Annotated in this window: 15 protein-coding genes, 1 tRNA gene and 4 pseudogenes; 7 read left to right on the plus strand and 13 right to left on the minus strand. The window is 42.7% G+C overall.

Features of this window, described 5'->3' with window-relative positions; all coding sequences use genetic code 11:
- Positions 1–299 precede the first annotated feature (299 nt).
- The 3 genes from ACJMKR_RS11765 to ACJMKR_RS11775 all read left to right on the plus strand — a co-directional run bounded on the left by ACJMKR_RS11765 (position 300) and on the right by ACJMKR_RS11775 (position 2,959).
- A tRNA-Arg gene (locus tag ACJMKR_RS11765) sits at positions 300–376 on the plus strand.
- A gap of 241 nt (positions 377–617) precedes the next feature.
- Complete coding sequence (locus ACJMKR_RS11770) at positions 618–1,595, plus strand: IS5 family transposase (RefSeq protein WP_423064297.1); 978 nt, start codon at positions 618–620, stop codon at positions 1,593–1,595.
- 131 nt (positions 1,596–1,726) lie between these two features.
- The gene (locus tag ACJMKR_RS11775; RefSeq protein ID WP_423062605.1) at positions 1,727–2,959 is read left to right on the plus strand and encodes an IS256 family transposase; all 1,233 of its coding nucleotides are present in this window, start codon (positions 1,727–1,729) and stop codon (positions 2,957–2,959) included.
- Positions 2,960–3,103: 144 nt separating this feature from the next.
- Here ACJMKR_RS11775 and ACJMKR_RS11780 read toward each other — a convergent pair whose 3' ends face one another.
- Positions 3,104–3,910, minus strand: a complete 807-nt coding sequence (locus ACJMKR_RS11780) for a hypothetical protein (RefSeq protein ID WP_423064298.1) — start codon at positions 3,908–3,910, stop codon at positions 3,104–3,106.
- A 295-nt stretch (positions 3,911–4,205) separates the two neighbouring features.
- On the opposite strand from ACJMKR_RS11780, the gene ACJMKR_RS11785 reads away from it, so the two are divergent.
- Positions 4,206–5,180, plus strand: coding sequence for a site-specific integrase (locus ACJMKR_RS11785; protein ID WP_423064299.1), 975 nt, complete (start codon positions 4,206–4,208; stop codon positions 5,178–5,180).
- A 65-nt stretch (positions 5,181–5,245) separates the two neighbouring features.
- Positions 5,246–6,826: a DNA helicase RecQ gene (gene recQ / locus ACJMKR_RS11790; protein WP_423064300.1), complete on the plus strand. Its 1,581-nt coding sequence runs from the start codon at positions 5,246–5,248 to the stop codon at positions 6,824–6,826.
- A gap of 46 nt (positions 6,827–6,872) precedes the next feature.
- Here recQ and ACJMKR_RS11795 read toward each other — a convergent pair whose 3' ends face one another.
- From ACJMKR_RS11795 to ACJMKR_RS11820, 6 genes and pseudogenes are all read right to left on the minus strand, one after another.
- Entirely contained in the window at positions 6,873–7,574 is a 702-nt protein-coding gene (locus ACJMKR_RS11795; protein WP_423063547.1) for an IS6 family transposase, read from the minus strand.
- A 27-nt stretch (positions 7,575–7,601) separates the two neighbouring features.
- Positions 7,602–7,973: an Rpn family recombination-promoting nuclease/putative transposase gene (locus ACJMKR_RS11800; RefSeq protein WP_423064301.1), complete on the minus strand. Its 372-nt coding sequence runs from the start codon at positions 7,971–7,973 to the stop codon at positions 7,602–7,604.
- On the minus strand, positions 7,960–8,385 hold the full coding sequence (locus ACJMKR_RS11805) for a hypothetical protein (RefSeq protein ID WP_423064302.1): 426 nt from the start codon (positions 8,383–8,385) through the stop codon (positions 7,960–7,962). Before ACJMKR_RS11805 ends, ACJMKR_RS11800 begins: the two co-directional genes overlap by 14 nt.
- A 472-nt stretch (positions 8,386–8,857) precedes the next feature.
- Positions 8,858–9,976, minus strand: a pseudogene (locus tag ACJMKR_RS11810) (IS481 family transposase).
- Positions 9,977–10,062: 86 nt separating this feature from the next.
- Complete coding sequence (locus tag ACJMKR_RS11815; RefSeq protein ID WP_423064303.1) at positions 10,063–10,527, minus strand: Tn3 family transposase; 465 nt, start codon at positions 10,525–10,527, stop codon at positions 10,063–10,065.
- A gap of 32 nt (positions 10,528–10,559) precedes the next feature.
- Positions 10,560–12,032, minus strand: coding sequence for a Tn3 family transposase (locus tag ACJMKR_RS11820; protein WP_423064304.1), 1,473 nt, complete (start codon positions 12,030–12,032; stop codon positions 10,560–10,562).
- 144 nt (positions 12,033–12,176) lie between these two features.
- On the opposite strand from ACJMKR_RS11820, the gene ACJMKR_RS11825 reads away from it, so the two are divergent.
- A complete protein-coding gene (locus ACJMKR_RS11825; protein WP_423064305.1) occupies positions 12,177–12,374 on the plus strand; it encodes a hypothetical protein in 198 nt (65 codons plus the stop codon).
- A gap of 10 nt (positions 12,375–12,384) precedes the next feature.
- On the opposite strand, the gene ACJMKR_RS11830 is transcribed toward ACJMKR_RS11825, so the two are convergent.
- The 3 genes and pseudogenes from ACJMKR_RS11830 to ACJMKR_RS11840 form a co-directional block, all read right to left on the minus strand.
- On the minus strand, positions 12,385–15,720 hold the full coding sequence (locus tag ACJMKR_RS11830) for an SNF2-related protein (RefSeq protein WP_423064306.1): 3,336 nt from the start codon (positions 15,718–15,720) through the stop codon (positions 12,385–12,387).
- 169 nt (positions 15,721–15,889) lie between these two features.
- A pseudogene (locus ACJMKR_RS11835) lies at positions 15,890–16,396 on the minus strand (IS3 family transposase); the annotation flags it as partial.
- 45 nt (positions 16,397–16,441) lie between these two features.
- Complete coding sequence (locus ACJMKR_RS11840) at positions 16,442–17,419, minus strand: IS5 family transposase (RefSeq protein WP_423062509.1); 978 nt, start codon at positions 17,417–17,419, stop codon at positions 16,442–16,444.
- A 139-nt stretch (positions 17,420–17,558) separates the two neighbouring features.
- Between ACJMKR_RS11840 and ACJMKR_RS11845 the strand changes: the two genes are divergently transcribed.
- Positions 17,559–22,346 (plus strand): ankyrin repeat domain-containing protein, encoded by a 4,788-nt coding sequence (locus ACJMKR_RS11845; RefSeq protein ID WP_423064307.1) that lies wholly within the window; start codon positions 17,559–17,561, stop codon positions 22,344–22,346.
- An 86-nt stretch (positions 22,347–22,432) separates the two neighbouring features.
- On the opposite strand, the pseudogene ACJMKR_RS11850 reads toward ACJMKR_RS11845, so the two are convergent.
- The 3 genes and pseudogenes from ACJMKR_RS11850 to ACJMKR_RS11860 all read right to left on the minus strand — a co-directional run.
- Positions 22,433–22,693, minus strand: a pseudogene (locus ACJMKR_RS11850) (transposase); the annotation flags it as partial.
- A gap of 204 nt (positions 22,694–22,897) precedes the next feature.
- Positions 22,898–23,782 (minus strand): annotated as a pseudogene (locus ACJMKR_RS11855) (IS256 family transposase); the annotation flags it as partial.
- A gap of 49 nt (positions 23,783–23,831) precedes the next feature.
- Positions 23,832–24,533, minus strand: a complete 702-nt coding sequence (locus ACJMKR_RS11860; RefSeq protein ID WP_423064308.1) for an IS6 family transposase — start codon at positions 24,531–24,533, stop codon at positions 23,832–23,834.
- Positions 24,534–24,611: the final 78 nt, after the last annotated feature.

Here is a 24,611-nt window from a genome sequence, read left to right on the forward strand (position 1 = left end):
TAAACTTCCTCTTGTATTGGCAAGCAATTGAAATCGATAAAGTGTTTTAGGGTTTTAAAGCAATTACAAGAGGTGCCCTTGAGTCTTTTTCAAGTCTGTAGCTGAAGACGTTATCCTGTGATAATATGATGCGCTTTCTTAGACGGTATTATGGGCCCGTAGCTCAGGCGAAACGGCCCAGCAAAAAGATCCAGTGAATCTTTTTGCCCGTTGAGCGCCGCCCATGGATGGGTGGCCGTGTGCATAGAGAAGTATGTATATATTAGTACAGGGATGTACGGAAGATATCGAAAAATTATGGGCCCGTAGCTCAGTTGGATAGAGTATCTGGCTTCGAACCAGGCGGTCGGCGGTTCGAATCCGTCCGGGCCCGCCAATTAATCACTATAAAACAATATGATAAAGCCCATTCGTTTTGTTTATTTTTCTTTCAACTACCATTTTCCTAAAAAAAGTCCTAAAAAAATTAGCGTGTGCTCTCAATTTTGTTCAATCCGCGCACGTAAACACGCCGCATCTTGGCTTTGTTGCCTAACTAAAACATGAACAATCTATGTAATTTTTGCTGTCTATATTATAATCAGCACCCCAGGGTTTTCCAGCAGAAGGCGGTTCATATGCCAAATAAATATCCAAACAAAAAAGGCTGGACGATTCCCAAGCAGAAATACAAGGTGAGCAATTGGCGTGAATATAATAATGCATTACGCAATCGTGCCAATATTGAAATCTGGATATCCGATGATATTATTCATTCGTGGTATGAAAAAGATCGTGTGTATGATGGCAAAGGCGCACCCCAAAAGTTCACGGATCTTGCGATCATTACGTGCCATGAAATTCGGCAAGTTTTTCGTTTAGCGTTGAGGCAATGTCAAGGGTTTATGAATTCAATTTTCAAGATGAAAGCCCTTAATATAAAATCACCGGATTACAGTTGCTTGTCAAAACGGTTAGCGCTTTTAACTATTCAGTCGCCTCGTTACAGGAAAACGGAATCGGCAGATAAAAGCGTTGTGGCTATCGCCCTTGACTCCACTGGGTTAAAACGGTTTGGCAGAGGTGAATGGCATCAGGAAACATATACATTATCAGCCAAACGGAGTTGGCGTAAATTGCATATAGCCGTTGATAATAAACATATTATTCATGGTAATGATTTAACGGATCGCTTTACGGCGGATTGCCAAAGCGTTGCAACGTTATCAAAGCAACTTACTTGCAAAGTGGGCCATGTCAGCGCCGATGGTGCCTACGATAAGAATCCTGTTTATGAAATATTATCAAATTACTTTAAAGGAGCCGCTATAATAATTCCGCCTGATAGTGATGCTGTTTATGATAAAAATAATCATACACAACGTAATGGTAATGTTAAGCAACTAAAAGCATTGGGCCGAATCGCTTGGCAACGAATAAGACAATACGGTTATCGGAATTATTCAGAGTTGGCGATTCAACGTTACAAAAGAATATTGGGTAGTACGTTACATGCTCGAGATTTTGTACGGCAAAAAATCGAATCAATGATCGGTTGTGGTGTTTTAAATAAAATGACGCGGCTAGGAATGCCAGCAAGTTATCGTTGCGCCTAAATTTTGAGACACAAACAAAGGCGTGGGGTTAGGCAACAAAGCCGAATAATATCATCGGAGGGTCTGTAAATAAGATTGTGTAAATGCGATAGTCAGGGAAAGGTCGTTAAAATTATACGGAGTCTTTGACTATGGCAATGAAAACCAATAAATTAGATCCACAGGTTGTGGAATATTTTCTCAAACATACCAAGACCGCATCTGATATTTTCGGTGATACTGGTTTGTTAAAGGAGTTAAAAAAGGCACTGACGGAGCGTATTCTGGAAGGGGAGCTGACGGACGCGCTGGGTTATGCAAAACACGAAGTGTCTGGCAACAATAGTGGTAATTCCCGCAATGGGCACAGCCAAAAAACGATCAAAACAACAGATGGCGAGATGACCATTGAGGTTCCTCGTGATCGTAACAATGAGTTTGTACCGCAATTGATTCCAAAACATCAAACCCGCTTTGATGATTTGGATGACAAAATTATGAGTCTTTATGCACGGGGTATGACTACCCGTGATATTCAAGATCAGTTGAAAGATTTGTATGGCACAACTATTTGTTCGAGTCTCATTTCTACAGTAACCAACGAAGTGATTGAAGAAGTGAAGGCTTGGCAAAGTCGTCCGTTGGACAAGGTGTATCCGATTGTGTATTTGGACGCTTTAGTGATTAAAGTGCAGCAAGATAAAAAGGTTATCAATAAGGCATTGTATTTGGCTTTAGGAATTAATATCGATGGGCAAAAAGAATTGCTAGGTATTTGGATTAGCCAAAATGAGGGCGCTAAATTCTGGTTGAATGTATTAACGGAGTTAAAAAATCGAGGCCTAGAAGATATCCTGATTTGTTGCGTTGACGGGCTAACGGGCTTTCCTGATGCGATTGGCGCTGTGTATCCTAACACTCAAGTACAGCTTTGCATTGTACACATGGTGCGGAATTCATTGCGCTATGTGGGTTGGAAAAAGAAAAAAGAAGTGGCCGCTGACTTAAAAGCTATTTATTCGGCCAGTACGGTTGAAGAAGCAGAATTGGCGCTGACGAGTTTCTCTGAGAAATGGGATGCTGAATTTCCCTCGATTGCCAAAAGTTGGTTGACTCATTGGGAGCGCATTGTGCCATTTTTTGCTTATCCGGCAGAAATTCGGAGGGTGATTTATACCACTAACGCTATTGAATCACTGAACATGAGTATCCGAAAAGTTATTAAAAATAAACGAGTTTTTCCGTCGGACGATGCCGCTTTAAAACAACTCTATTTAGGGTTAAAAAATATAGCCAAAAAATGGACCATGCCGATTCGAGACTGGGGTGCCGCCATGAATCGTTTTGCCCTTATGTTTGAAGATCGCCTGGCGGATTTTGTATAAAACTTAAAATTCATAAGAGAGGAAATTAATTTGAACGCAATGTAGTTTTTGATAAAATTAAAAAATCAGTTAACACAATGGCTGATTCATAATTCTGACTGACGCGATTTACACAAACTAATAAACAGTCCCTTCATGTTTTAGTTAGGCAACAAAGCCAAATTGATTTATAATGCCACTGATTGATGGTTTTTTATCTAAACCAGACTCATAAAGCCGATTGATGGTCTGATTACTTGTATCGATATCCATCTTGCCTAACATCTCAAGGAGATCAGATTTGCATTGGTCAATGACGGCTTGACATCGTTGCTGCGCCCCTGATGAATCCTGTCGCTCCACCCATTGAGATAATAGCATTTCGTAATCGGCTAATCGCGCCAGTTGAAAATCAAAACGGGTTATTTCTGATAAGCTTATAAGACTTGCTTTTGCGACCTCTGATGTGAACGCCGCAGACAATGATCCACCCTTCTCTACATAGTGTCTAGCGCCGTGGCGAGCAAATTGCTCTGCTTGAACCACCAAATCATCGCCACAGCTACCATCTGTTTTGGTTTGAAGCGCGTAAGCATTCCATTGATCTTGAGCATGCTTTTGCAAACAAATGGGATACCAATGATTACCTGTATTTTGGGGTATCACGATGGTTGTTGTCGTCGGCTCATCCATTAAAAACTTTAAGTGCGCAAGATCATCATTGCTCAAAAAATTTTCTCTACCCATTCTCCCGGAGATATAAGCATCCGTTGCAGGCCACAGAATTTCGAGACCCGTAAGCCGGCTTTGGAGTTGAGAAAGCTTTTCGCCAATCTCATGATCCCAACGCCACCCCTCTGGCATCTCCCGAACGAGTTGCGCTCTAAGTTTTGCCAAGGTTTTATCGGCATCTGGATTTGCTTGGAAAAAATCATATCGTCGTTTGAATAAACGCCCTTTTCGTTCTGGCATAAAGCTACCTTTATCTTTAATTAAATTAACATTAACCGAGAGATCCAGCTCAGCTAAAATAATGCAACTGAACGTACAGATTACTTGTATCAAAAAAATATTAAGGTTTTATGAAAAAATACATAAATTTTGGGGTTTATTTTTGCTCAAAATTTACCACCTGCGCATTTTTTGTGTTTGTTACGATAATGGGATAATGGGACATTATCGTAGAATGTTGATAGAATAAACAAAAGAAGAAGAGGGCGGTTCGTTTAGTTCAAAAAATAACCGTTCTAAAGAAAAGGAACCCGTTGTGCAAATAAATAACAAAAAGGACGTTATTGCTTGTCATTCTGCTGCTGATGATTTGGAGGACGTGTATTACGAACCGGATGTCATTGATCAGCAAGCCTCGATGAGTGAGAGTACGCGTCGGGCCTACTATTCGGATCTTCAGGACTTCCTGACAAAAACGGGGAGGGCACTGCCCACCGATATTGAATCGGTGTTGCAGTATCTTGAAGCATGTACCGATCAGGTGAATCCCCGTACCTTACGACGACGACTCAGCATGATCCGAAAATGGCATCAACTGCATCGTATGCCAGACCCCACCCATGATCTTTCGATCAAAGAAAAAATCACCGCAATCGCACGAACGCACGGCACACCGAAAGTGAAAGCGAAAGCCCTGCGTTTGCCCGCGCTGTTGCAGTTAATTGCATATTTAGAGACGCACTCGTCCTTACTATATATAAGGAATAAAGCACTCTTATTGATAGGCTACTTTGGTGCGTTTCGCCGGTCTGAGTTGGTGAACTTAGTCTGGGAGTCTATTGATTTTGTACCGGAAGGGATGACGATTCAATTGCCGCGCAGCAAAACCGATCAAAGTGGGGAGGGGTTTGTGTGCGCCATTCCGTTTGGCCCCGATCATTACTGCCCTGTGCGCGCCCTTTTGGCGTGGCGCGATGCCTCAGGACAGTACGAAGGGTATCTTTTTCGTCAGATCACGAATCAAGGCAAGGTACTTGAATCACCCATTTCATCGCACCATTGGAACAACGAATTAAAACGCCTCGCCCATCACGCTAAGTTGCCGAATGCCGAGCAGATTACCAGCCACTCCTTGAGGCGCGGTTCGACCACTGAAGCCGCGAGCCGTGGTGCGCCGTTAATGACCTTAAAGCAACACGGCCGTTGGCGATCCGGTAATTCAGTTTTAGAATACATCGAGGAGGGCAGACGCTTCAAAGATAGTGCTGCTAAGTTATTATTCGATTTTTAAAGAACCATGTAAACTCTATTAAAATTTATGCCACTATCTTTAATGTGCTACTCAAGAGTTAATGAATGCAAACACCATCTGATATTCTAAAGCAAGTATTTGGATACGATAATTATCGTCCATTGCAAAAAACCATTATTAATAGTGTCATCGCTGGCGAAGATAATTTTGTCCTGATGCCAACCGGCGGTGGTAAGTCGCTCTGCTACCAAATACCCGCGTTAGTTCGAAAAGGGGTAGCCATCGTCGTTTCACCGCTTATTTCATTAATGCAAGATCAAGTACAAGCGCTGCAAACCAATGGCATTGCGGCGGCTTTTTACAATTCAACACTCACCGGACCGGAATCAAAAAGAATTCTTGCCCAACTCCATAATAATGAACTGGATCTACTCTACGTAGCACCCGAAAAGTTAATGTCAGATACCTTTCTCGAACGCCTCAATACTGTTGATATCAGTTTGTTTGCTATCGACGAAGCGCATTGTGTCTCTCAATGGGGTCATGATTTTCGGGTTGAATACCTGGAGCTGGGGCGATTACGTGGACTTTTTCCTGATATTCCGATCATCGCATTAACGGCCACAGCGGATAAACAAACACGCCAGCATATTTTAAAAAGTTTAAATTTAGAAAACGCACACGTACATATTGCGAGTTTCGATCGCCCTAATATTCGCTATACGGTCGTAGAAAAGCAAAGGCCCTTTAACCAATTGACCGCTTTTCTAAAAAGTAGAACCCACGATTTTGGGATTATTTACTGCCTGAGTCGTAAGCGGGTTGAAGAACTAGCTACCAAATTGCAGAAACAAGGGTATCATGCTCTACCCTACCACGCGGGGCTCGGTGCGCAACAGCGTCAACTAGCACAAACAGCATTTCAACAAGATGACGTAAATATCATTGTGGCAACCATTGCGTTTGGCATGGGCATTGATAAACCCAATGTTAGATTTGTGGTCCATTATGACCTGCCTAAAAATATAGAAGCTTATTATCAAGAAACAGGACGTGCGGGTCGTGATGGCCTGCCCTCCGAAGCATTGCTACTGTATGGATTACAAGATTGCGTTATCATCAAGCACTTTATTGAAAATAATTCCGATAAGGATCAAAAAAGAATAGAATCGCACAAATTAAATTGCATGATTGGCTTAGCAGAGGCGACCACCTGTCGTCGTCGCGTGTTATTGAATTATTTTAATGAGTCATTAGAGAAAGCCTGTGGTAACTGCGATATTTGCTTAAACCCACCCGAAACGTATGATGCAACCATTCATGCGCAAAAGGCTTTATCTTGTGTCTATCGTGTTGATCAGCGCTTTGGCGCCAACTATATTATTGATGTATTACGCGGCAAAGACAATGTACGCATGAAGCACTTGGGCCATGATCACTTATCAACCTACGGGATTGGCAAAGACACCAGTCACGAAGAATGGCACAGTATTTTTCGTCAACTCATTCATTTAGGATATCTTGAGCAAGATATCGCGAACTATTCTGTTTTAAAACTAACAGCGCAAGCAAAACTAATTCTAAGTGGCCAGGAAACCTTAATGCTGGCTAAGGCGCGCATCAAAGTGCATCGCACACACAAAGCGACTAGTCCAAAACCCAATACAGGGCTCTGTCGCAATTAATTCACGTAAATACAATATTGCTTATGCGCATTTTTCCTGGTCGCAATTAGGCTGCGAGTGCATAGAATTGTTCAAACACAGCCATATTAGCAGCATTTTTATACTGACCTTTTTGGAGCATGTGATGTAATTCAATCCCAGCTAAAGTTGCCTCAGCTGTATCAAACGATTTAAATCCCATCATCGGTTTTATAATTCTTTTAATGCTGCGATGATCTTGCTCCACAATATTATTTAAATATTTTATGTCACGAACAAAAATAGTTATGAAAACTCCACAAATCATCGATAATAATGTCAATATTAAATTAATCGATTTTAAGGCTGATTTATTTGATCCACTTTTATCAATGGTAACTTTCTTTGGTAGCCCATGAGTCCCGATCGCTTTCTTGAAAAAGCGTTTCGCCGCTTGTTTATCGCGTTGTTTCGATAGTAAAAAGTCGATCGTATTACCCTCTTTATCAACAGCGCGATATAAATAATGCCAATCGCCTTTTACTTTGATGTAGGTTTCGTGCATTCTCCAACTACCACCGACAGGAGATTTATGTTTTTTCCGGAATTCTGCTTCCAATAAGGGCGCGTATTTAATAACCCAACGATTTATTGTGGAGTGATCTACATTGACTCCTCTTTCTAGCATGAGTTCTTCAATATTTCGGTAGCTCAGCGCGTAAGCTAAATACCAGCGCACCGCCATCAAAATAATCCCCTTCTCAAAATGGCGCCATTTGAAATTGATCATATCACATCCTTCTACGTAGATAATTCACTATAAGCCATCAATTATACACACCGGCTTCGAGATTTGCGACACAACCTGTTTTTTCAGGTGTTGGTCCATGATACGCAATTGATAGCGCAAAATCCGATAAGGCATCAGAGGATCGGGCTTTCGTTGATGCTCTACCAGCGTGTACAAATAGCCAGGCTGTTCATTGAGCTCGACAGCATAGAGGATATCGGCCATGGAGCTTTGTAATGCATCATCAATAAAGCTACTCTTTTGTAATTCCAGTGTGTTTAAATCCACGACCTGACGAATCCGCTCTGGCAAATGCTGCTCAAAGAATTCGGTCGCGACACGGACATCCGACATCGCTGTACGGAAATAGCTATCATGAGGGTTGTTAATTTTTTTCATTTAAATCTCGACGATGATGGGCGCCCGCAGCTTTGACTGCTGCTTGCGCGACCTTAAATGGAAAGTGAGCATCCTGGAGCACCTGCGCCAAGTGTTGCTCTTTTGGTTGACGATCCCCATCCGGCAACATTTGCCATTCTGCCAGAGCAACAGATTCAGCGCGAACGATTTCGGGGTCCAGTTCCGCCATTGCTGAGGCAATGCAAATCGGGTCAATCTTCGCTGCATGCAATTGCTCACGGATAAATCCATCGCCATGATCGTGATATTGGCGCCTAATCGATCGTGCCCGATGTAGATCACCCAAGACATGCGTTTCTTCCAAGTGAAGCAGAACAGCAGCAATCCGCGCTTCGCCTTCATGATCGCATGGCGACTGACATTGCTTGAGCCGCTTTTCTAATTCACTCAAACTGGAGGGGTGCTCCTGTAACAAACGGTGCGATACATCCAAGAGTTGCCGAAGACGGAAGTCTGCTATCGTCTTACTGCCCACCCATTTTTCAAGATGGCGAATCCGCTTTGCATACCGCAACCGGTTAAGCCAGCGTCTGAGGTGGCAATATCTTTTAAACATACACCAGAGTCTCATCACTACAGGAGCTCCTTGTCAAAGCATGAGGACAGAGTATCAAGTTACTTCTGTTGAGGGAATAGACACTTCTTTCCATTGGACTTTGGATAAATAAAATCCCTTGCCAGTTAGGACAATAATCAAAAAATGTGAGTTTCTAAATCTTAAGCTGTTTTTTGCAGCAATTCGTAGAATTTCTCAGGTGTAAAATTTATTTTATCCAACCATGATTTTACTTGTAGAACTCTCGACTTGATCTGACAGTTGAGATTTATCGGACATATTTTCTGTCCGATAAATCGGATTCTAATTACTCCTCTACCAGTTGCGTGTCGTGATTACTGTGCGCCTTATTCAATTCATCTGCCGACACGCTTGGAATAGTTTTACATAGTTTATCTAATTCTTTTTCTTGTGCCAAATGCTTTGCATCAAGAAAAGTTTGCATGGGTGTTTTTCCATAACAACGCTCGCCGGAATGGGGCCTGACCTCATTATATGTTTTGATCCACGCATCAACGTCTTGTTGTAATTCTTCTAGGGAACGATATATTTTTTTTCGAAAAGCAACATCATAAAATTCTTGTTTAATCGTTTTATGAAAACGTTCACAAATACCATTGGTCTGCGGAGAACGTGCGCGTGTTTTCGAATGGTCAATGTCTTCAACTGCTAAATAAAGTTGATAGGCGTGGTTCTCAATTTTTCCACAATATTCCGTCCCGCGATCCGTGAGCATACGCAGCAATCGGATACCTTGCTCATTAAACCATGGCAATACACGTTCATTTAATAAATGAGCTGCCGTCATCGCTGTTTTCTCCGTGTATAACTTCGCAAAAGCGATTCTGCTATAGGTATCGACAAAAGTCTGCTCATAAATACGGCCAACGCCCTTCATCGTGCCAACATAATACGTATCCTGAGAACCTAAATAACCTGGGTGTTCTGTTTCAATCTCGCCGTGCGCTTCTTTTTCTCGTTTTGATTTTTCTAATGCTTGTCATTGTTCTTCCGTTAATAACATACCGTCTTGCGCCGATTTCGCTTCAAGCGCTTTTAGTCGCTTCTTAAAAGTCTCTAGATCATTACGTAGCCACACCGAACGAACTCCGCTGCTCGATACGATAATGCCTCGCGCCAGTAATTCATTGGCCGCACGTGCCTGACCTAACGCTGGGTTTTCAATAGCCAAAGCAATTACCCCTTCTTCTACATGTAGCGGCACTCTATTTTTTTCATTCGGTTTCTTCTTACTCATATCATGGAGTGCTTCTTCGCCACCATTTTCATAAAGTGTTTTGAAACGGTAAAAACTGTCGCGTGAATAACCCATAACCTTACAGGCTTGTGAAACATTTCCCAATTGTTTAGACAGCTCTAGTAAACCTAATTTGGGTTTGATAATCTTTTCGGATACACTGGTCATAATGACACTCCTCGTGTTGGTTGTTTAAGGTTGGTCAATTAAATTTTACTCTAACTGACCAGGAGTGTCAGATCAAGTCTGAAGGTTTACACATAACGCCTAAAATCATATTCCCCATGCACATTAATATGACGCCAGGTGATAACAGATCCCTGTCCAATTAGCGAGACCATCTCTTCTTGTTCTTTCTCGCTAGCACAGTTGGCCAATAGTTGTGACAAATAGAGATAATTCCACAAGACAACTGAATTTTGGATAATTACTTTGCATGCTATCGCTAACGCTTGTTCTTCTAACTCACCCTGCTGGAATTCTCCACTATTAGCAAAAAATACAGCATTTGCAAATTTGTTCGATAACTCAATACGATTCAGTTGCTTTTCAATGCGTTGTCGTAAAATAACATTATCGTAATATTTTAAAATAAAAATAGATTTAATAATTCGGCCAAATTCTTTTAATGCTTTATATAAAGGATTATGCTTAGCGTAAGAGCTAAGGCGTTTAAATAATTGTGAGGCTGTTGCCTCTTTTAATTTGATGGTAGCCATGAAGAGTAAAATATCATCCCAATTCTCTTTAATCAAAGCCTGGTTGATTTGATCAGACGGCAATATTTTATATTGCCTTTATTTTCATACGCTTTTTTCTTAGAGAAAGAATATATTTTTTGTTTGCTAACGTTTTTGATGCGTGGTGCATAGCTTATCCCCATAAATGGGGATGCAGCAAATATACCTTCTCGGTATCCATGTGTGTCAGTTGAATGAATATCTGATTTATCAACATCATTATCCAACAAGCCGTCATATACATAAGCAGCTTCACGCTCTGAAGCGCTCATCACTAATGAGTGGAAAAGAGCTTGCCGCTCATCAATAAAAGTATAAACACTAACGCCTTTGTCTTTTCCAAAATATTTAAACGATAAACTGGCAATAAGAGAATCAACCTTAACATTAACTTTCCGCCCATCACTTGACGAATGAGTATCATTAACGTCATTCACAAATATTTCTGATAGCGCCAAATCATGGATAAGGTGTACAATGTTCATGTTTACTTTTTTCAGGTTCTTAAGTGAAAAATACCAATTAACCGTGTTGGCAAGCGTATTTGGATTAACGCCGGTCGATACCTGACCCATTTTAGGTATGCCTATGTTACAACCAAGACCAATTATGCCGGCAAAAAATGTTTCTGGACTAGGACGTTTCTTGATATTTTTATTAGCATGATGTTCAAAACAGTTCATCATTTTTGTGGTGCTATCGATGTCTTTTAGCACTTGTAATATTGGCACCAAACCCTGTTGCGATAATAAATCTGCTACATATCCAGTTTCTTTTTCATCTTGTGCAGGGGTTTTAATGATTAGTCTCTTCTTTTCATCAATCTTCAAATATGGATTAAGCCCATCATGATGGCGACGATTAACATGATCGTATAAATCTGACAACCTGCTTTTATAGTCAAGCATCACAGTATCAACATCAACAAAATCCAATAAATCAGCTCTTTTTAGTAGTTCCGTTTTTTCACTTAGCCAGTTTTCATCTGAAATAAGGTAGTCTTGTATTGCCTTGTATCGATATGAATGCTTAAGATTTAGTTTTCCAGATTTAATAGCATCTGCTATATGGATAAAAAGCAATGCTTTGTAAAGCGCAGGGCGAAATTTATTCTCATCGTTAAATAATGCTGACTGCTCTTCTGGTGATAAAAACTCAATGGGTGATTTCTCATCACATTGCCCTTCGTTATCAACAAAGTGTTTAACAGCTTGATAAATATCGGCGCGTGAGGTGGATTCATTAAACATTAAAGTCTGAATAATGCTTGATACACGGTTTTGTAATCGAGCCGAGCCTAATTCTAAATAGTCATATAATTCCTTATTTTTGGCAAAATCACTTAATAAATTTTCACAGAGCTGTAGATATTCTTTTTCTTGTTCAGTTGTGAATTGACGATATTCTTCTAATAAATTTTCAATAGCCGCCACTTTTTCAGAATCGCTAAAAACAGATGATGAGGTAATTTCACTAATCTGCAAGCGTGTCGCGATGCTCGTGATAGATTATTGCCATCCCTGTCAATAATCGACTCGCAATACGCGACAACTTAAATAGCCGCGGACGTCCTCGTCGCCCGCGCTCCGCGACCTCACGGCTCGACTACGCACGGGCTCTCAAATGACTTGACGGCTCGTAAAGATTTTTTGCAGTCGCTTACGCTCGGCAAAAAATCCGAGCCTACCGCGGAATACGCGCCTTCGCTTCGCTCTCCATGGCGCGCATCGAGGGTTATAAGTATGGATTCATCTGGTGGGCTATTGCAGAGTTTAAAGTGTTTTTTCAAATGCACCTGGTTGCGAGCGTTGAAACGATCTCTATGAATCACACGCCTCATGGCGCCAACAAAAACTCCAAATCTTTTTTGTTGAGCTTAGCTTTATTCGTCTCTCCGCTAAACAGTGCGGTCATTAAGGACTGTTTTTTTTCTTGCATCTCAAGAATTTTTTCTTCCACGGTGTTTTCAGCCACTAGTTTATACACAAATACCGGCTTATCTTGGCCAATACGATAAGCACGATCGGTCGCTTGATTTTCAACTGCGGGGTTCCACCAAGGGTCGTAATGAATGACTGTATCCGCCGCGGTTAAATTAATGCCGGTGCCTCCAGCCTTCAGACTGATGAGAAAGACAGGCACCTCTCCTGATTGGAATTGTTGCACCGGCTTAGCCCGATTGCGAGTGCTCCCTGTTAATTTCACATAATTGATCCGCTGTGTTTTGAGGTCCTCCTCAATCAACCCTAACATGCTCGTAAACTGAGAAAACAATAAAATACGCCGACCCTCTTCCACCATTTCTGAGACCATCGAGGACAGCAACTGCAACTTCGCTGAGCCCTTGACTTTTTGGGCGGCCTTGAGTTTCACCAACCGTGGGTCACAACACACTTGTCGCAATTTCAACAAAGCATCAAGAATAATAATATGGCAACGCTCAATGCCTTTTTGGTCAATAGCATCTCGCACTTTTCGATGCATCGCTAAACGAATACTTTCGTATAAATCACGCTGCTGTGGCTCTAAAGTGGCCTTCTGTACAATATCCGTTTTTTTAGGTAGATCTTTTACAACCTCTTCTTTCGTACGCCTTAACATAAAAGGCTTCACAATTTTTGTCAGTCGATCCAAGCATTCTTTATTCTGATGCTTTTCGATCGGCGTCCTATAAAGCCGCTTAAAATCGGCGGGGTTCCCCAATAAACCTGGCATTAAAAAATTAAATAATGACCACAGCTCGCCCAAATGATTTTCCAGCGGGGTCCCTGTGAGACACAATCGGCGTGCCGCTTGGAATTGTTGTACAATCTGCGTCATTTTAGCCTGAGCATTTTTAACATACTGTGCCTCATCTAAAATAACCATGTGGTATGAGTGTTTCAACAAATCGTCTTTATCGCGCACAATGAGTGGATACGTTGTCAACACGATATCGTGTTGCGGAATATCCTCAAATTCTGCTTTACGTTCTGGGCCCCGCAACACTAATACCCGTAATGAAGGCGTAAAACGTTCGGCTTCAGATTTCCAATTAGACACAACGCTAGTCGGCGCGATAATTAAGCAGGGATGGGTTAAACGTTTTTTTTGTTTTTCAATAACAATATGTCCCAGTGTTTGCAGTGTTTTACCCAGTCCCATGTCATCGGCTAAAATACCATTCAACGTGTATTCTCGCAAAAACTGCAACCAATTAACCCCCTGCTGTTGGTAGGGTCTCAATTCTGCAGAAAAATGCCTTTTAGGGAGCTTAACCGATTTAATAGCACTGAAGCGAGACAAGCGTTTACCCAACGCGCGCAACCGTTCCCCACCCATCCAACGCAACTGCGTTTTATGAAACGCCTTTTCGATTTCAGCTAGCAAGGCCGCGTTATAGCGAGAAATACGTAACGGTTCCTGAGTATTCAGTCTGTTGGGATCAATGAATTGTGTTAAGACACCGACAATGCGCTGTATTCTTTCCGCCGGAATCGGCAGCACCTTACCCTGCGGCAATTTCAAATAATACGGCGCAGCATCGTTTGGCCGCTCAAGATGCTGAATAGCTTCGATTAAATAGGGCAAAAGGCTTACCTTTTTACCCTCCACCAGCACGCCCATATCCATCGTAAACCAATCGTACTCACTTTTTTCATCCAGCTCACTGTACCACGCATCAATCGCCAATAAGTTATAAAACTGCTGTGCGTCAAACTCAACATCCCAACCCGCTGCTTTTAATCGTGGGACAAGGCTTTCACCAAAATGGAGCGCTCGATCGATATCGTTTTGCTCACCAATAAATAAACGTCCATCATGCTGCTCGTCAAACCGGGTAATGGCGCCCTCTTGCAAGCGTGAGACGTGTTGACTTTCTGCCTGAAAATTTCGGGTGACTTGTATCAGCGCATCTCCTTCAACATGCGTCATCATGGGCTCTGAAGTGTCATTCGAGGACACCTCGTGATCCCCATAAGCAAAAGTCAGATTCGCCAACATACACGGTTTTTTAGTGATTTCATCATCACAACCGTCATCCTCTTCACACGCAACGTCCTCTTGATACACCTGCAGCTTCGGCACCGGTTTTAGACAACGTTGTTCAATACGGTTGAATGCTGTCGGCAACGGAATCGGCAAATTCGCCGGTGCCATCTTTTTCACTTGTTTAACGAATTGCCGCGCTTCGGCGGGAGGAATGCGAGGCGCTGTTAACAATGTCGTTGCCGCCGCGTTAGGCAACGACAGGTCTAACATGCTGACTTGGGATGTTTCTGCGTCCACCGTCCAGGGCGGTATCAGCGGAATGATATTCGGTAATGGCTGGCCCTGTGCATTTAAGCACACCAATTGCTGAGCCCCGTCTTTTCCCAAACGCCACTCCAATGTTGCCGTTATCGCTTGAGGCATTTTTTTAAGTGGCGGACGGTGGTGGATGCTTTCCCAGTAACAACGTCCAGTTGCTATCATGCGCTGAAACAAACGATCCTTGGTTCGTAAAGGAATTCGATAGTGACCGCTGAGAGGATGATCGCTTTCTCCCACCATGTCTAACAACCCATAAATTTCTAAGTCATCTTCCGTTATTTTGTCTTTTTTAAACTCTGTAGAGGGGTAAAAAGGTTGTGGCTTACCGAAACCACCTTTTTGTAATTGGCGTGCCATACAGGTTTGCACCTTAACTGCGTCACACGTTCTATAAGAAACGTCTGGCAAACTAACCAAATACACGATCACCTCATGATTTGGTTTTGATAGCAATGATTGTCCAAATTGATCAATCCAGTGACTCGCTGGATGTCCCAATGTGTCTGCTGGGGTGGTTGGCTGAGCAATAATGGTCGGGGATGCAGGTATTTTTTCCTGTTGTCGGCCCTGCAAAACAACCAATGCAGCGACCACATGCTTGCAATTACAGCCTACCGGACAACTGCAATCGCCTTCTGGTTCGTTATCCTCAAAATGAATGGACACATTATAGGGTTTGCGCTTTCGCCCTTGCACTTTAGCATGAATAACAAGATTGGCAGAGTGACCATCGATGGCAACCAGCATCTTGGTAACGCGCCCTGTCTTGGCATAAGTGCTGCCACGTGATATTTCTGATTGGCTGAAATACGTATGCAGATAAGCGGAATTAATATGAATGATCGGCGATGCTTTAAAATTAAATTCTCGTGAACTCATTACTCATCATGCTATGCTTAGTGTTGAAAACTTTCATTGTTTTAAGCCGTCAAAACAATGCCGATTATGCAGAATCGCAAGGTATCATATTTTTACAATGATGTAACCAATTTATCCGAATCACCGACCGTTCCCTGATTGATCTAGACCCGTTTTACCGGACAGTTTATTACGCGGCATTCTTCACCTCTAATTCAACCTCAAGTGGTGTTTTGTAGTCAAGCGAAGAATGTCTGCGAACACGGTTGTAATAAGTTTCAATGTAACTGAATGTATCTTGTTTTGCTTCCTCTCTGGTTGCATAGGTAGTCTGGTAAACCAATTCTGTTTTCAAGGTGGGGAAGAAGCTTTCAGCTACCGCATTATCCCAGCAATTCCCTTTTCGGCTCATGCTGCAGGACAATTGAAACTGTTTTATCATGTTTTGATAACGCTTAGAGCAATACTGGCTACCGCGGTCTGTATGCATCATGACATTTTTGGGAAACCCTCTACGCCACAAAGCCATGTGCAGGGCGTCACAAACCAACGCCTTGTTAATTGGTTTGCTCATCGCCCAACCAATAACCGTACGCGAATACAAATCAATCACAACAGCCAAGTAAAGCCAGCCTTGTGCGGTAGGGATATACGTTATATCACCCACCCATGTTTGATTGGGTGCTGTTGTTGTAAAATGGCTTTGTTGCCTAACCTCACGGCTTTGTCTGTGTCGCAAAATTTAGGCGCAACGATAACTCGCCGGCATTCCTAGCCGTGTCATTTTATTTAACACACCACAACCGATCATTGATTCGATTTTTTGCCGTACAAAATCTCGAGCATGTAACGTACTACCCAATATTCTTTTGTAGCGTTGAATCGCCAACTCTGAATAATTCCGATAACCGTATTGTCTTATTCGTTGCCAAGCCATTCGGCCCAATGCTTTTAGTTGCTTAACATTACCATTACGTTGTGTATGATTATTTTTATCATAAACAGCATCACTATCAGGCGGCATTATTATAGCGGCTCCTTTAAAGTAATTTGATAATATTTCATAAACAGGATTCTTATCGTAGGCACCATCGGCGCTGACATGGCCCACTTTGCAAGTAAGTTGCTTTGATAACGTTGCAACGCTTTGGCAATCCGCCGTAAAGCGATCCGTTAAATCATTACCATGAATAATATGTTTATTATCAACGGCTATATGCAATTTACGCCAACTCCGTTTGGCTGATAATGTATATGTTTCCTGATGCCATTCACCTCTGCCAAACCGTTTTAACCCAGTGGAGTCAAGGGCGATAGCCACAACGCTTTTATCTGCCGATTCCGTTTTCCTGTAACGAGGCGACTGAATAGTTAAAAGCGCTAACCGTTTTGACAAGCAACTGTAATCCGGTGATTTTATATTAAGGGCTTTCATCTTGAAAATTGAATTCATAAACCCTTGACATTGCCTCAACGCTAAACGAAAAACTTGCCGAATTTCATGGCACGTAATGATCGCAAGATCCGTGAACTTTTGGGGTGCGCCTTTGCCATCATACACACGATCTTTTTCATACCACGAATGAATAATATCATCGGATATCCAGATTTCAATATTGGCACGATTGCGTAATGCATTATTATATTCACGCCAATTGCTCACCTTGTATTTCTGCTTGGGAATCGTCCAGCCTTTTTTGTTTGGATATTTATTTGGCATATGAGCCGCCTTCTGCTTGAAAATCCTGGGGTGCTGAGTATAATATAGACAGCAAAAATTACATAGATTGTTCATGTTTTAGTTAGGCAACAAAGCCAAAACGGGTCTAGATCGCAGTACCGCTACAGGGGGGGGGGCTATGCAACCAGAATTAACAGATAAATTTTACAAGTATCAAGATAAAAAACTTAGCGTTCTTGCAGAAAAGCAAGAAGCCTTTTTGACTACGCATTATGGTGCAGGTCCCTTGTATTATGATCAGAATCATCCGACATCATTTGAGAAAGCAAAAAGCCAGCTGATACAGATTTTAGCTTCAATGCTAAAGCTAAATAATCTTGCGTTGGGTAATTTTGACCGTTTAAAAGAGCGCTTAGGCAGAGAGTTCACTATGGAGAACATCTCTTCTGAAAATGATAGAAGCTTAATATTGGTATCGGCAAAAAAAACCATTGAATATGCATACTATGCTCATGAAAGAACTATCAAAAATATAAATCCAAGTTTGTTAAGAGATTTCACTTTTGATGCTTGCTACCCGGGCGTTTATTCTAATTTGGTTAGGTTTTGTGAATATCTAGAAAGCACATTTGAAGCAATGGTGCGTTATGCGAAGAAAAGTGCAATTGAACAGATCGCAGCCCAGTATGTTTCTGAAGTTAATTGGACTGCTGGATTCCCGGGGGATGAAATCCATTACGTGCATGCCCTGCATAACTATGTTGCTCAAGAGTATGCTCTACCAGAAATAATAGATCCGCTTGCCCCAGTTAATTTGGATGCACAGCTGCTTAATAAATTCCGTGATCAATTAAAATCAACGATTAACCACACGATGATTGTTGATTTTCTTTTGATGAAAGTACAGGGCATTATAGGGGATAAGTTCTCTTGTGATAACAGTAGCCGTATGAAAAAGTGGTTGGGGTGTCCAAACGAAGAGGATTTAAGACTATATTCTTACGGTATGTATTCGGAAGACGAAAAAAGCAATGGTGGCGACACAAATAACACTTTGAAAATACCAAATGTTTCTCGAATGCTGCGGCTGTTTGTAAACATCTGCCTTGAACAAAATAAGTTTTCTAAAGATTGTGTGCATAAGTTTGATGCAGGAAAAGGAAAAATCATTCAAACGGTGTCCGATTTATTTATTGTCGAAGAAATCAAAGATGAGAAACTTGATATGGACAGATGGGTTGTTAGAGTGGCTCAAGCGGAGGATATAGAAGGGTTAAAAAATGAAAATCATCAATTTGTGGCTTGGCCATCGTTTCAGCATATGCATGGAGATGGGCTGCTTCGTCTATTGAAAAGTGAGTATTGCCAAGAGCAGTCTTCTTATAGAGAGGCGTTGATCTGGTCTTTTCTCTATGGCAGTCCAAGTAACGAACTATTAGAAGTGTTACGCGCCAATACTGCTTTTTTATTAGGGAAAAAAGGTATTACTTTCGATTCCAAATGCTGTTTTGGAAAGTCAGTTCTGGAAATTTTGATTGATAGAACTGATCTGCATAAATTAGCTGATTTTCTTAACTACACAGTGGCTGAATTTGGGCTAGAAAAATTGATGAACGCACTAGAAGGCGATGTGGTAAGACTGATGGTGTGGGTTGCAACACAAACCGGGCGTGTTGGTGTTTTAGAAAAGCTCCACGAGTGGAACATTGATCTGGCGACCGCCACTAAAAATGGTGAAACGCCCGCATTCATTGCGGCAGACAACGGGCATATTGGTGTTTTAGAAAAGCTCCACGCGTGGGGAATTGATTTAACAACTCCCAACAATCAGGGTGAGACGCCCGCATTCATTGCGGCGAGCAACGGTCATATTGGTGTTTTAGAAAAGCTCCACGAGTGGAACATTGATCTGACGGCTGCCAATGAATATGGCGTGACGCCCGCGTTTATTGCGGCGCGCAACGGTCATACTGGTGTTTTAGAAAAGTTCCACGAGTGGAACATTGATCTGACGACGGCTACTAAAAATGGCGTGACGCCCGCGTTTATTGCGGCGCGCAACGGTCATACTGGTGTTTTAGAAAAGTTCCACGAGTGGAACATTGATCTGACGACGGCTACTAAAAATGGTGTAACGCCCGCATTCATTGCGGCGGCCAACGATCAGATTGGTGTTTTAGAAAAGTTCCACGAGTGGAACATTGATCTGACGGCTGCCAATGAACATGGCGTGACGCCCGCATTAATTGCGGTGAAAGCCGGGCGTGTTGGTGTTTTAGAAAAGTTCCACGAGTGGGACATTGATTTAACAACTCCCAACAATCAGGGTGAGACGCCCGCATTAATTGCGGCGCAAGCCGGGCGTGTTGGTGTTTTAGAAAAGTTCCACGAGTGGGACATTGATTTAACAACTCCCAACAATCAGGGTGAGACGCCCGCATTAATTGCGGCGCAAGCCGGGCGTGTTGGTGTTTTAGAAAAGCTCCACGAGTGGAACATTGATCTGACGGCTGCCAATGAATATGGCGTGACGCCCGCGTTTATTGCGGCGGGCAACGGTCATACTGGTGTTTTAGAAAAGTTCCACGAGTGGGACATTGATTTAACAACTCCCAACAATCAGGGTGAGACGCCCGCATTAATTGCGGCGCAAGCCGGGCGTGTTGGTGTTTTAGAAAAGCTCCACGAGTGGAACATTGATCTGACGGCTGCCAATGAATATGGCGTGACGCCCGCGTTTATTGCGGCGGGCAACGGTCATACTGGTGTTTTAGAAAAGTTCCACGAGTGGGACATTGATCTGACGGCTGCCAATGAACATGGCGTGACGCCCGCGTTTATTGCGGCGCAAGCCGGGCGTGTTGGTGTTTTAGAAAAGCTCCACGAGTGGGGAATTGATCTGACGACGGCTACTAAAAATGGTGTAACGCCCGCATTCATTGCGGCAGACAGCGGGCATATTGGTGTTTTAGAAAAGCTCCACGAGTGGGGAATTGATCTGACGACCGCCACTAAAAATGGTGTAACGCCCGCATTCATTGCGGCGCAAGCCGGGCGTGTTGGTGTTTTAGAAAAGTTCCACCAGTGGGACATTGATTTAACAACTCCCAACAATCAGGGTGAGACCCCCGCGTTCACTGCAGCAAAGTATGGATGCCTGAAGGTATTGGACAAGTTCCACGAGTGGGAAATTGATCTGACGACGGCTACCAAAAATGGTGAAACGCCCGCATTCATTGCGGCGAGCAACGGTCATATTGGTGTTTTAGAAAAGCTCCACGAGTGGGACATTGATTTAACAACTCCCAACAATCAGGGTGAGACGCCCGCATTCATTGCGGCAGACAACGGGCATATTGGTGTTTTAGAAAAGCTCCACGCGTGGGGAATTGATCTGACGACCGCCACTAAAAATGGTGAAACGCCCGCATTCATTGCGGCAGACAGCGGGCATATTGGTGTTTTAGAAAAGCTCCACGAGTGGGGAATTGATCTGACGACCGCCACTAAAAATGGTGTAACGCCCGCATTCATTGCGGCGAGCAACGGTCATATTGGTGTTTTAGAAAAGCTCCACGAGTGGAACATTGATTTAACAACTCCCAACAATCAGGGTGAGACGCCCGCATTCATTGCGGCAGACAACGGGCATATTGGTGTTTTAGAAAAGCTCCACGCGTGGGACATTGATTTAACAACTCCCAACAATCAGGGTGAGACCCCCGCATTCATTGCGGCAGACAGCGGGCATATTGGTGTTTTAGAAAAGCTCCACGAGTGGAACATTGATCTGGCGACCGCCACTAAAAATGGTGTAACGCCCGCATTCATTGCGGCAGACAACGATCATATTGGTGTTTTAGAAAAGCTCCACGCGTGGGGAATTGATCTGACGACGGCTACTAAAAATGGTGCAACGCCCGCATTAATTGCGGCGGCCAACGGTCATATTGGTGTTTTAGAAAAGCTCCGCGAGTGGGGAATTGATCTGACGACGGCTACTAAAAATGGTGTAACGCCCGCATTCATTGCGGCGGCCAACGATCAGATTGGTGTTTTAGAAAAGTTCCACCAGTGGGACATTGATTTAACAACTCCCAACAATCACGGTGAGACCCCCGCGTTCACTGCAGCAAAGTATGGATGCCTGAAGGTATTGGACAAGTTCCACGAGTGGGGAATTGATCTGACGACGGCTACCAAAAATGGTGCAACGCCCGCATTCATTGCGGCGAGCAACGGTCATATTGGTGTTTTAGAAAAGCTCCACGAGTGGAACATTGATCTGACGACGGCTACCAAAAATGGTGCAACGCCCGCATTAATTGCGGCGGCCAACGATCAGATTGGTGTTTTAGAAAAGTTCCACCAGTGGGACATTGATTTAACAACTCCCAACAATCACGGTGAGACCCCCGCGTTCACTGCAGCAAAGTATGGATGCCTGAAGGTATTGGACAAGTTCCACGAGTGGGGAATTGATCTGACGACGGCTACCAAAAATGGTGCAACGCCCGCATTCATTGCGGCGGCCAACGATCAGATTGGTGTTTTAGAAAAGTTCCACCAGTGGGACATTGATTTAACAACTCCCAACAATCACGGTGAGACCCCCGCGTTCACTGCAGCAAAGTATGGATGCCTGAAGGTATTGGACAAGTTCCACGAGTGGGGAATTGATCTGACGACGGCTACCAAAAATGGTGAAACGCCCGCATTCATTGCGGCGGCCAACGGTCATATTGGTGTTTTAGCAAAGCTCCACGAGTGGGGAATTGTTGTAACCATTACCAATCAACATAGTAAGACCAACACATTTGATTTAACACTAGGTGAGGTTAATAAAAAAAATAAGACTAGAACAGAAAACAACTATTCTTTATTCAGATCAAGAAAACTCAGTCAGCCAGCAGTATCGAAGGGACTGTTTATTAGTTTGTGTAAATCGCGTCAGTCAGAATTATGAATCAGCCATTGTGTTAACTGATTTTTTAATTTTATCAAAAACTACATTGCGTTCAAATTAATTTCCTCTCTTATGAATTTTAAGTTTTATACAAAATCCGCCAGGCGATCTTCAAACATAAGGGCAAAACGATTCATGGCGGCACCCCAGTCTCGAATCGGCATGGTCCATTTTTTGGCTATATTTTTTAACCCTAAATAGAGTTGTTTTAAAGCGGCATCGTCCGACGGAAAAACTCGTTTATTTTTAATAACTTTTCGGATACTCATGTTCAGTGATTCAATAGCGTTAGTGGTATAAATCACCCTCCGAATTTCTGCCGGATAAGCAAAAACAAGCGTGTCGCGATGCTCGTGATAGATTATTGCCATCCCTGTCAATAATCGACTCGCAATACGCGACAACTTAAATAGCCGCGGACGTCCTCGTCGCCCGCGCTCCGCGACCTCACGGCTCGACTACGCACGGGCTCTCAAATGACTTGACGGCTCGTAAAGATTTTTTGCAGTCGCTTACGCTCGGCAAAAAATCCGAGCCTACCGCGGAATACGCGCCTTCGCTTCGCTCTCCATGGCGCGCATCGATGGCACAATGCGCTCCCAATGAGTCAACCAACTTTTGGCAATCGAGGGAAATTCAGCATCCCATTTCTCAGAGAAACTCGTCAGCGCCAATTCTGCTTCTTCAACCGTACTGGCCGAATAAATAGCTTTTAAGTCAGCGGCCACTTCTTTTTTCTTTTTCCAACCCACATAGCGCAATGAATTCCGCACCATGTGTACAATGCAAAGCTGTACTTGAGTGTTAGGATACACAGCGCCAATCGCATCAGGAAAGCCCGTTAGCCCGTCAACGCAACAAATCAGGATATCTTCTAGGCCTCGATTTTTTAACTCCGTTAATACATTCAACCAGAATTTAGCGCCCTCATTTTGGCTAATCCAAATACCTAGCAATTCTTTTTGCCCATCGATATTAATTCCTAAAGCCAAATACAATGCCTTATTGATAACCTTTTTATCTTGCTGCACTTTAATCACTAAAGCGTCCAAATACACAATCGGATACACCTTGTCCAACGGACGACTTTGCCAAGCCTTCACTTCTTCAATCACTTCGTTGGTTACTGTAGAAATGAGACTCGAACAAATAGTTGTGCCATACAAATCTTTCAACTGATCTTGAATATCACGGGTAGTCATACCCCGTGCATAAAGACTCATAATTTTGTCATCCAAATCATCAAAGCGGGTTTGATGTTTTGGAATCAATTGCGGTACAAACTCATTGTTACGATCACGAGGAACCTCAATGGTCATCTCGCCATCTGTTGTTTTGATCGTTTTTTGGCTGTGCCCATTGCGGGAATTACCACTATTGTTGCCAGACACTTCGTGTTTTGCATAACCCAGCGCGTCCGTCAGCTCTGTCGCAATTAATTCACGTAAATACAATATTGCTTATGCGCATTTTTCCTGGTCGCAATTAGGCTGCGAGTGCATAGAATTGTTCAAACACAGCCATATTAGCAGCATTTTTATACTGACCTTTTTGGAGCATGCGATGTAATTCAATCCCAGCTAAAGTTGCCTCAGCTGTATCAAACGATTTAAATCCCATCATCGGTTTTATAATTCTTTTAATGCTGCGATGATCTTGCTCCACAATATTATTTAAATATTTTATGTCACGAACAAAAATAGTTATGAAAACTCCACAAATCATCGATAATAATGTCAATATTAAATTAATCGATTTTAAGGCTGATTTATTTGATCCACTTTTATCAATGGTAACTTTCTTTGGTAGCCCATGAGTCCCGATCGCTTTCTTGAAAAAGCGTTTCGCCGCTTGTTTATCGCGTTGTTTCGATAGTAAAAAGTCGATCGTATTACCCTCTTTATCAACAGCGCGATATAAATAATGCCAATCGCCTTTTACTTTGATGTAGGTTTCGTCCATTCTCCAACTACCACCGACAGGAGATTTATGTTTTTTCCGGAATTCTGCTTCCAATAAGGGCGCGTATTTAATAACCCAACGATTTATTGTGGAGTGATCTACATTGACTCCTCTTTCTAGCATGAGTTCTTCAATATTTCGGTAGCTCAGCGCGTAAGCTAAATACCAGCGCACCGCCATCAAAATAATCCCCTTCTCAAAATGGCGCCATTTGAAATTGATCATATCACATCCTTCTACGTAGATAATTCACTATAAGCCATCAATTATACACACCGGCTTCGAGATTTGCGACACAACCGA

The sequence above is a fragment of the Candidiatus Paracoxiella cheracis genome (genome assembly GCF_049348705.1).
GTDB classification, from domain to species: Bacteria; Pseudomonadota; Gammaproteobacteria; order Coxiellales; family Coxiellaceae; genus Paracoxiella; species Paracoxiella cheracis.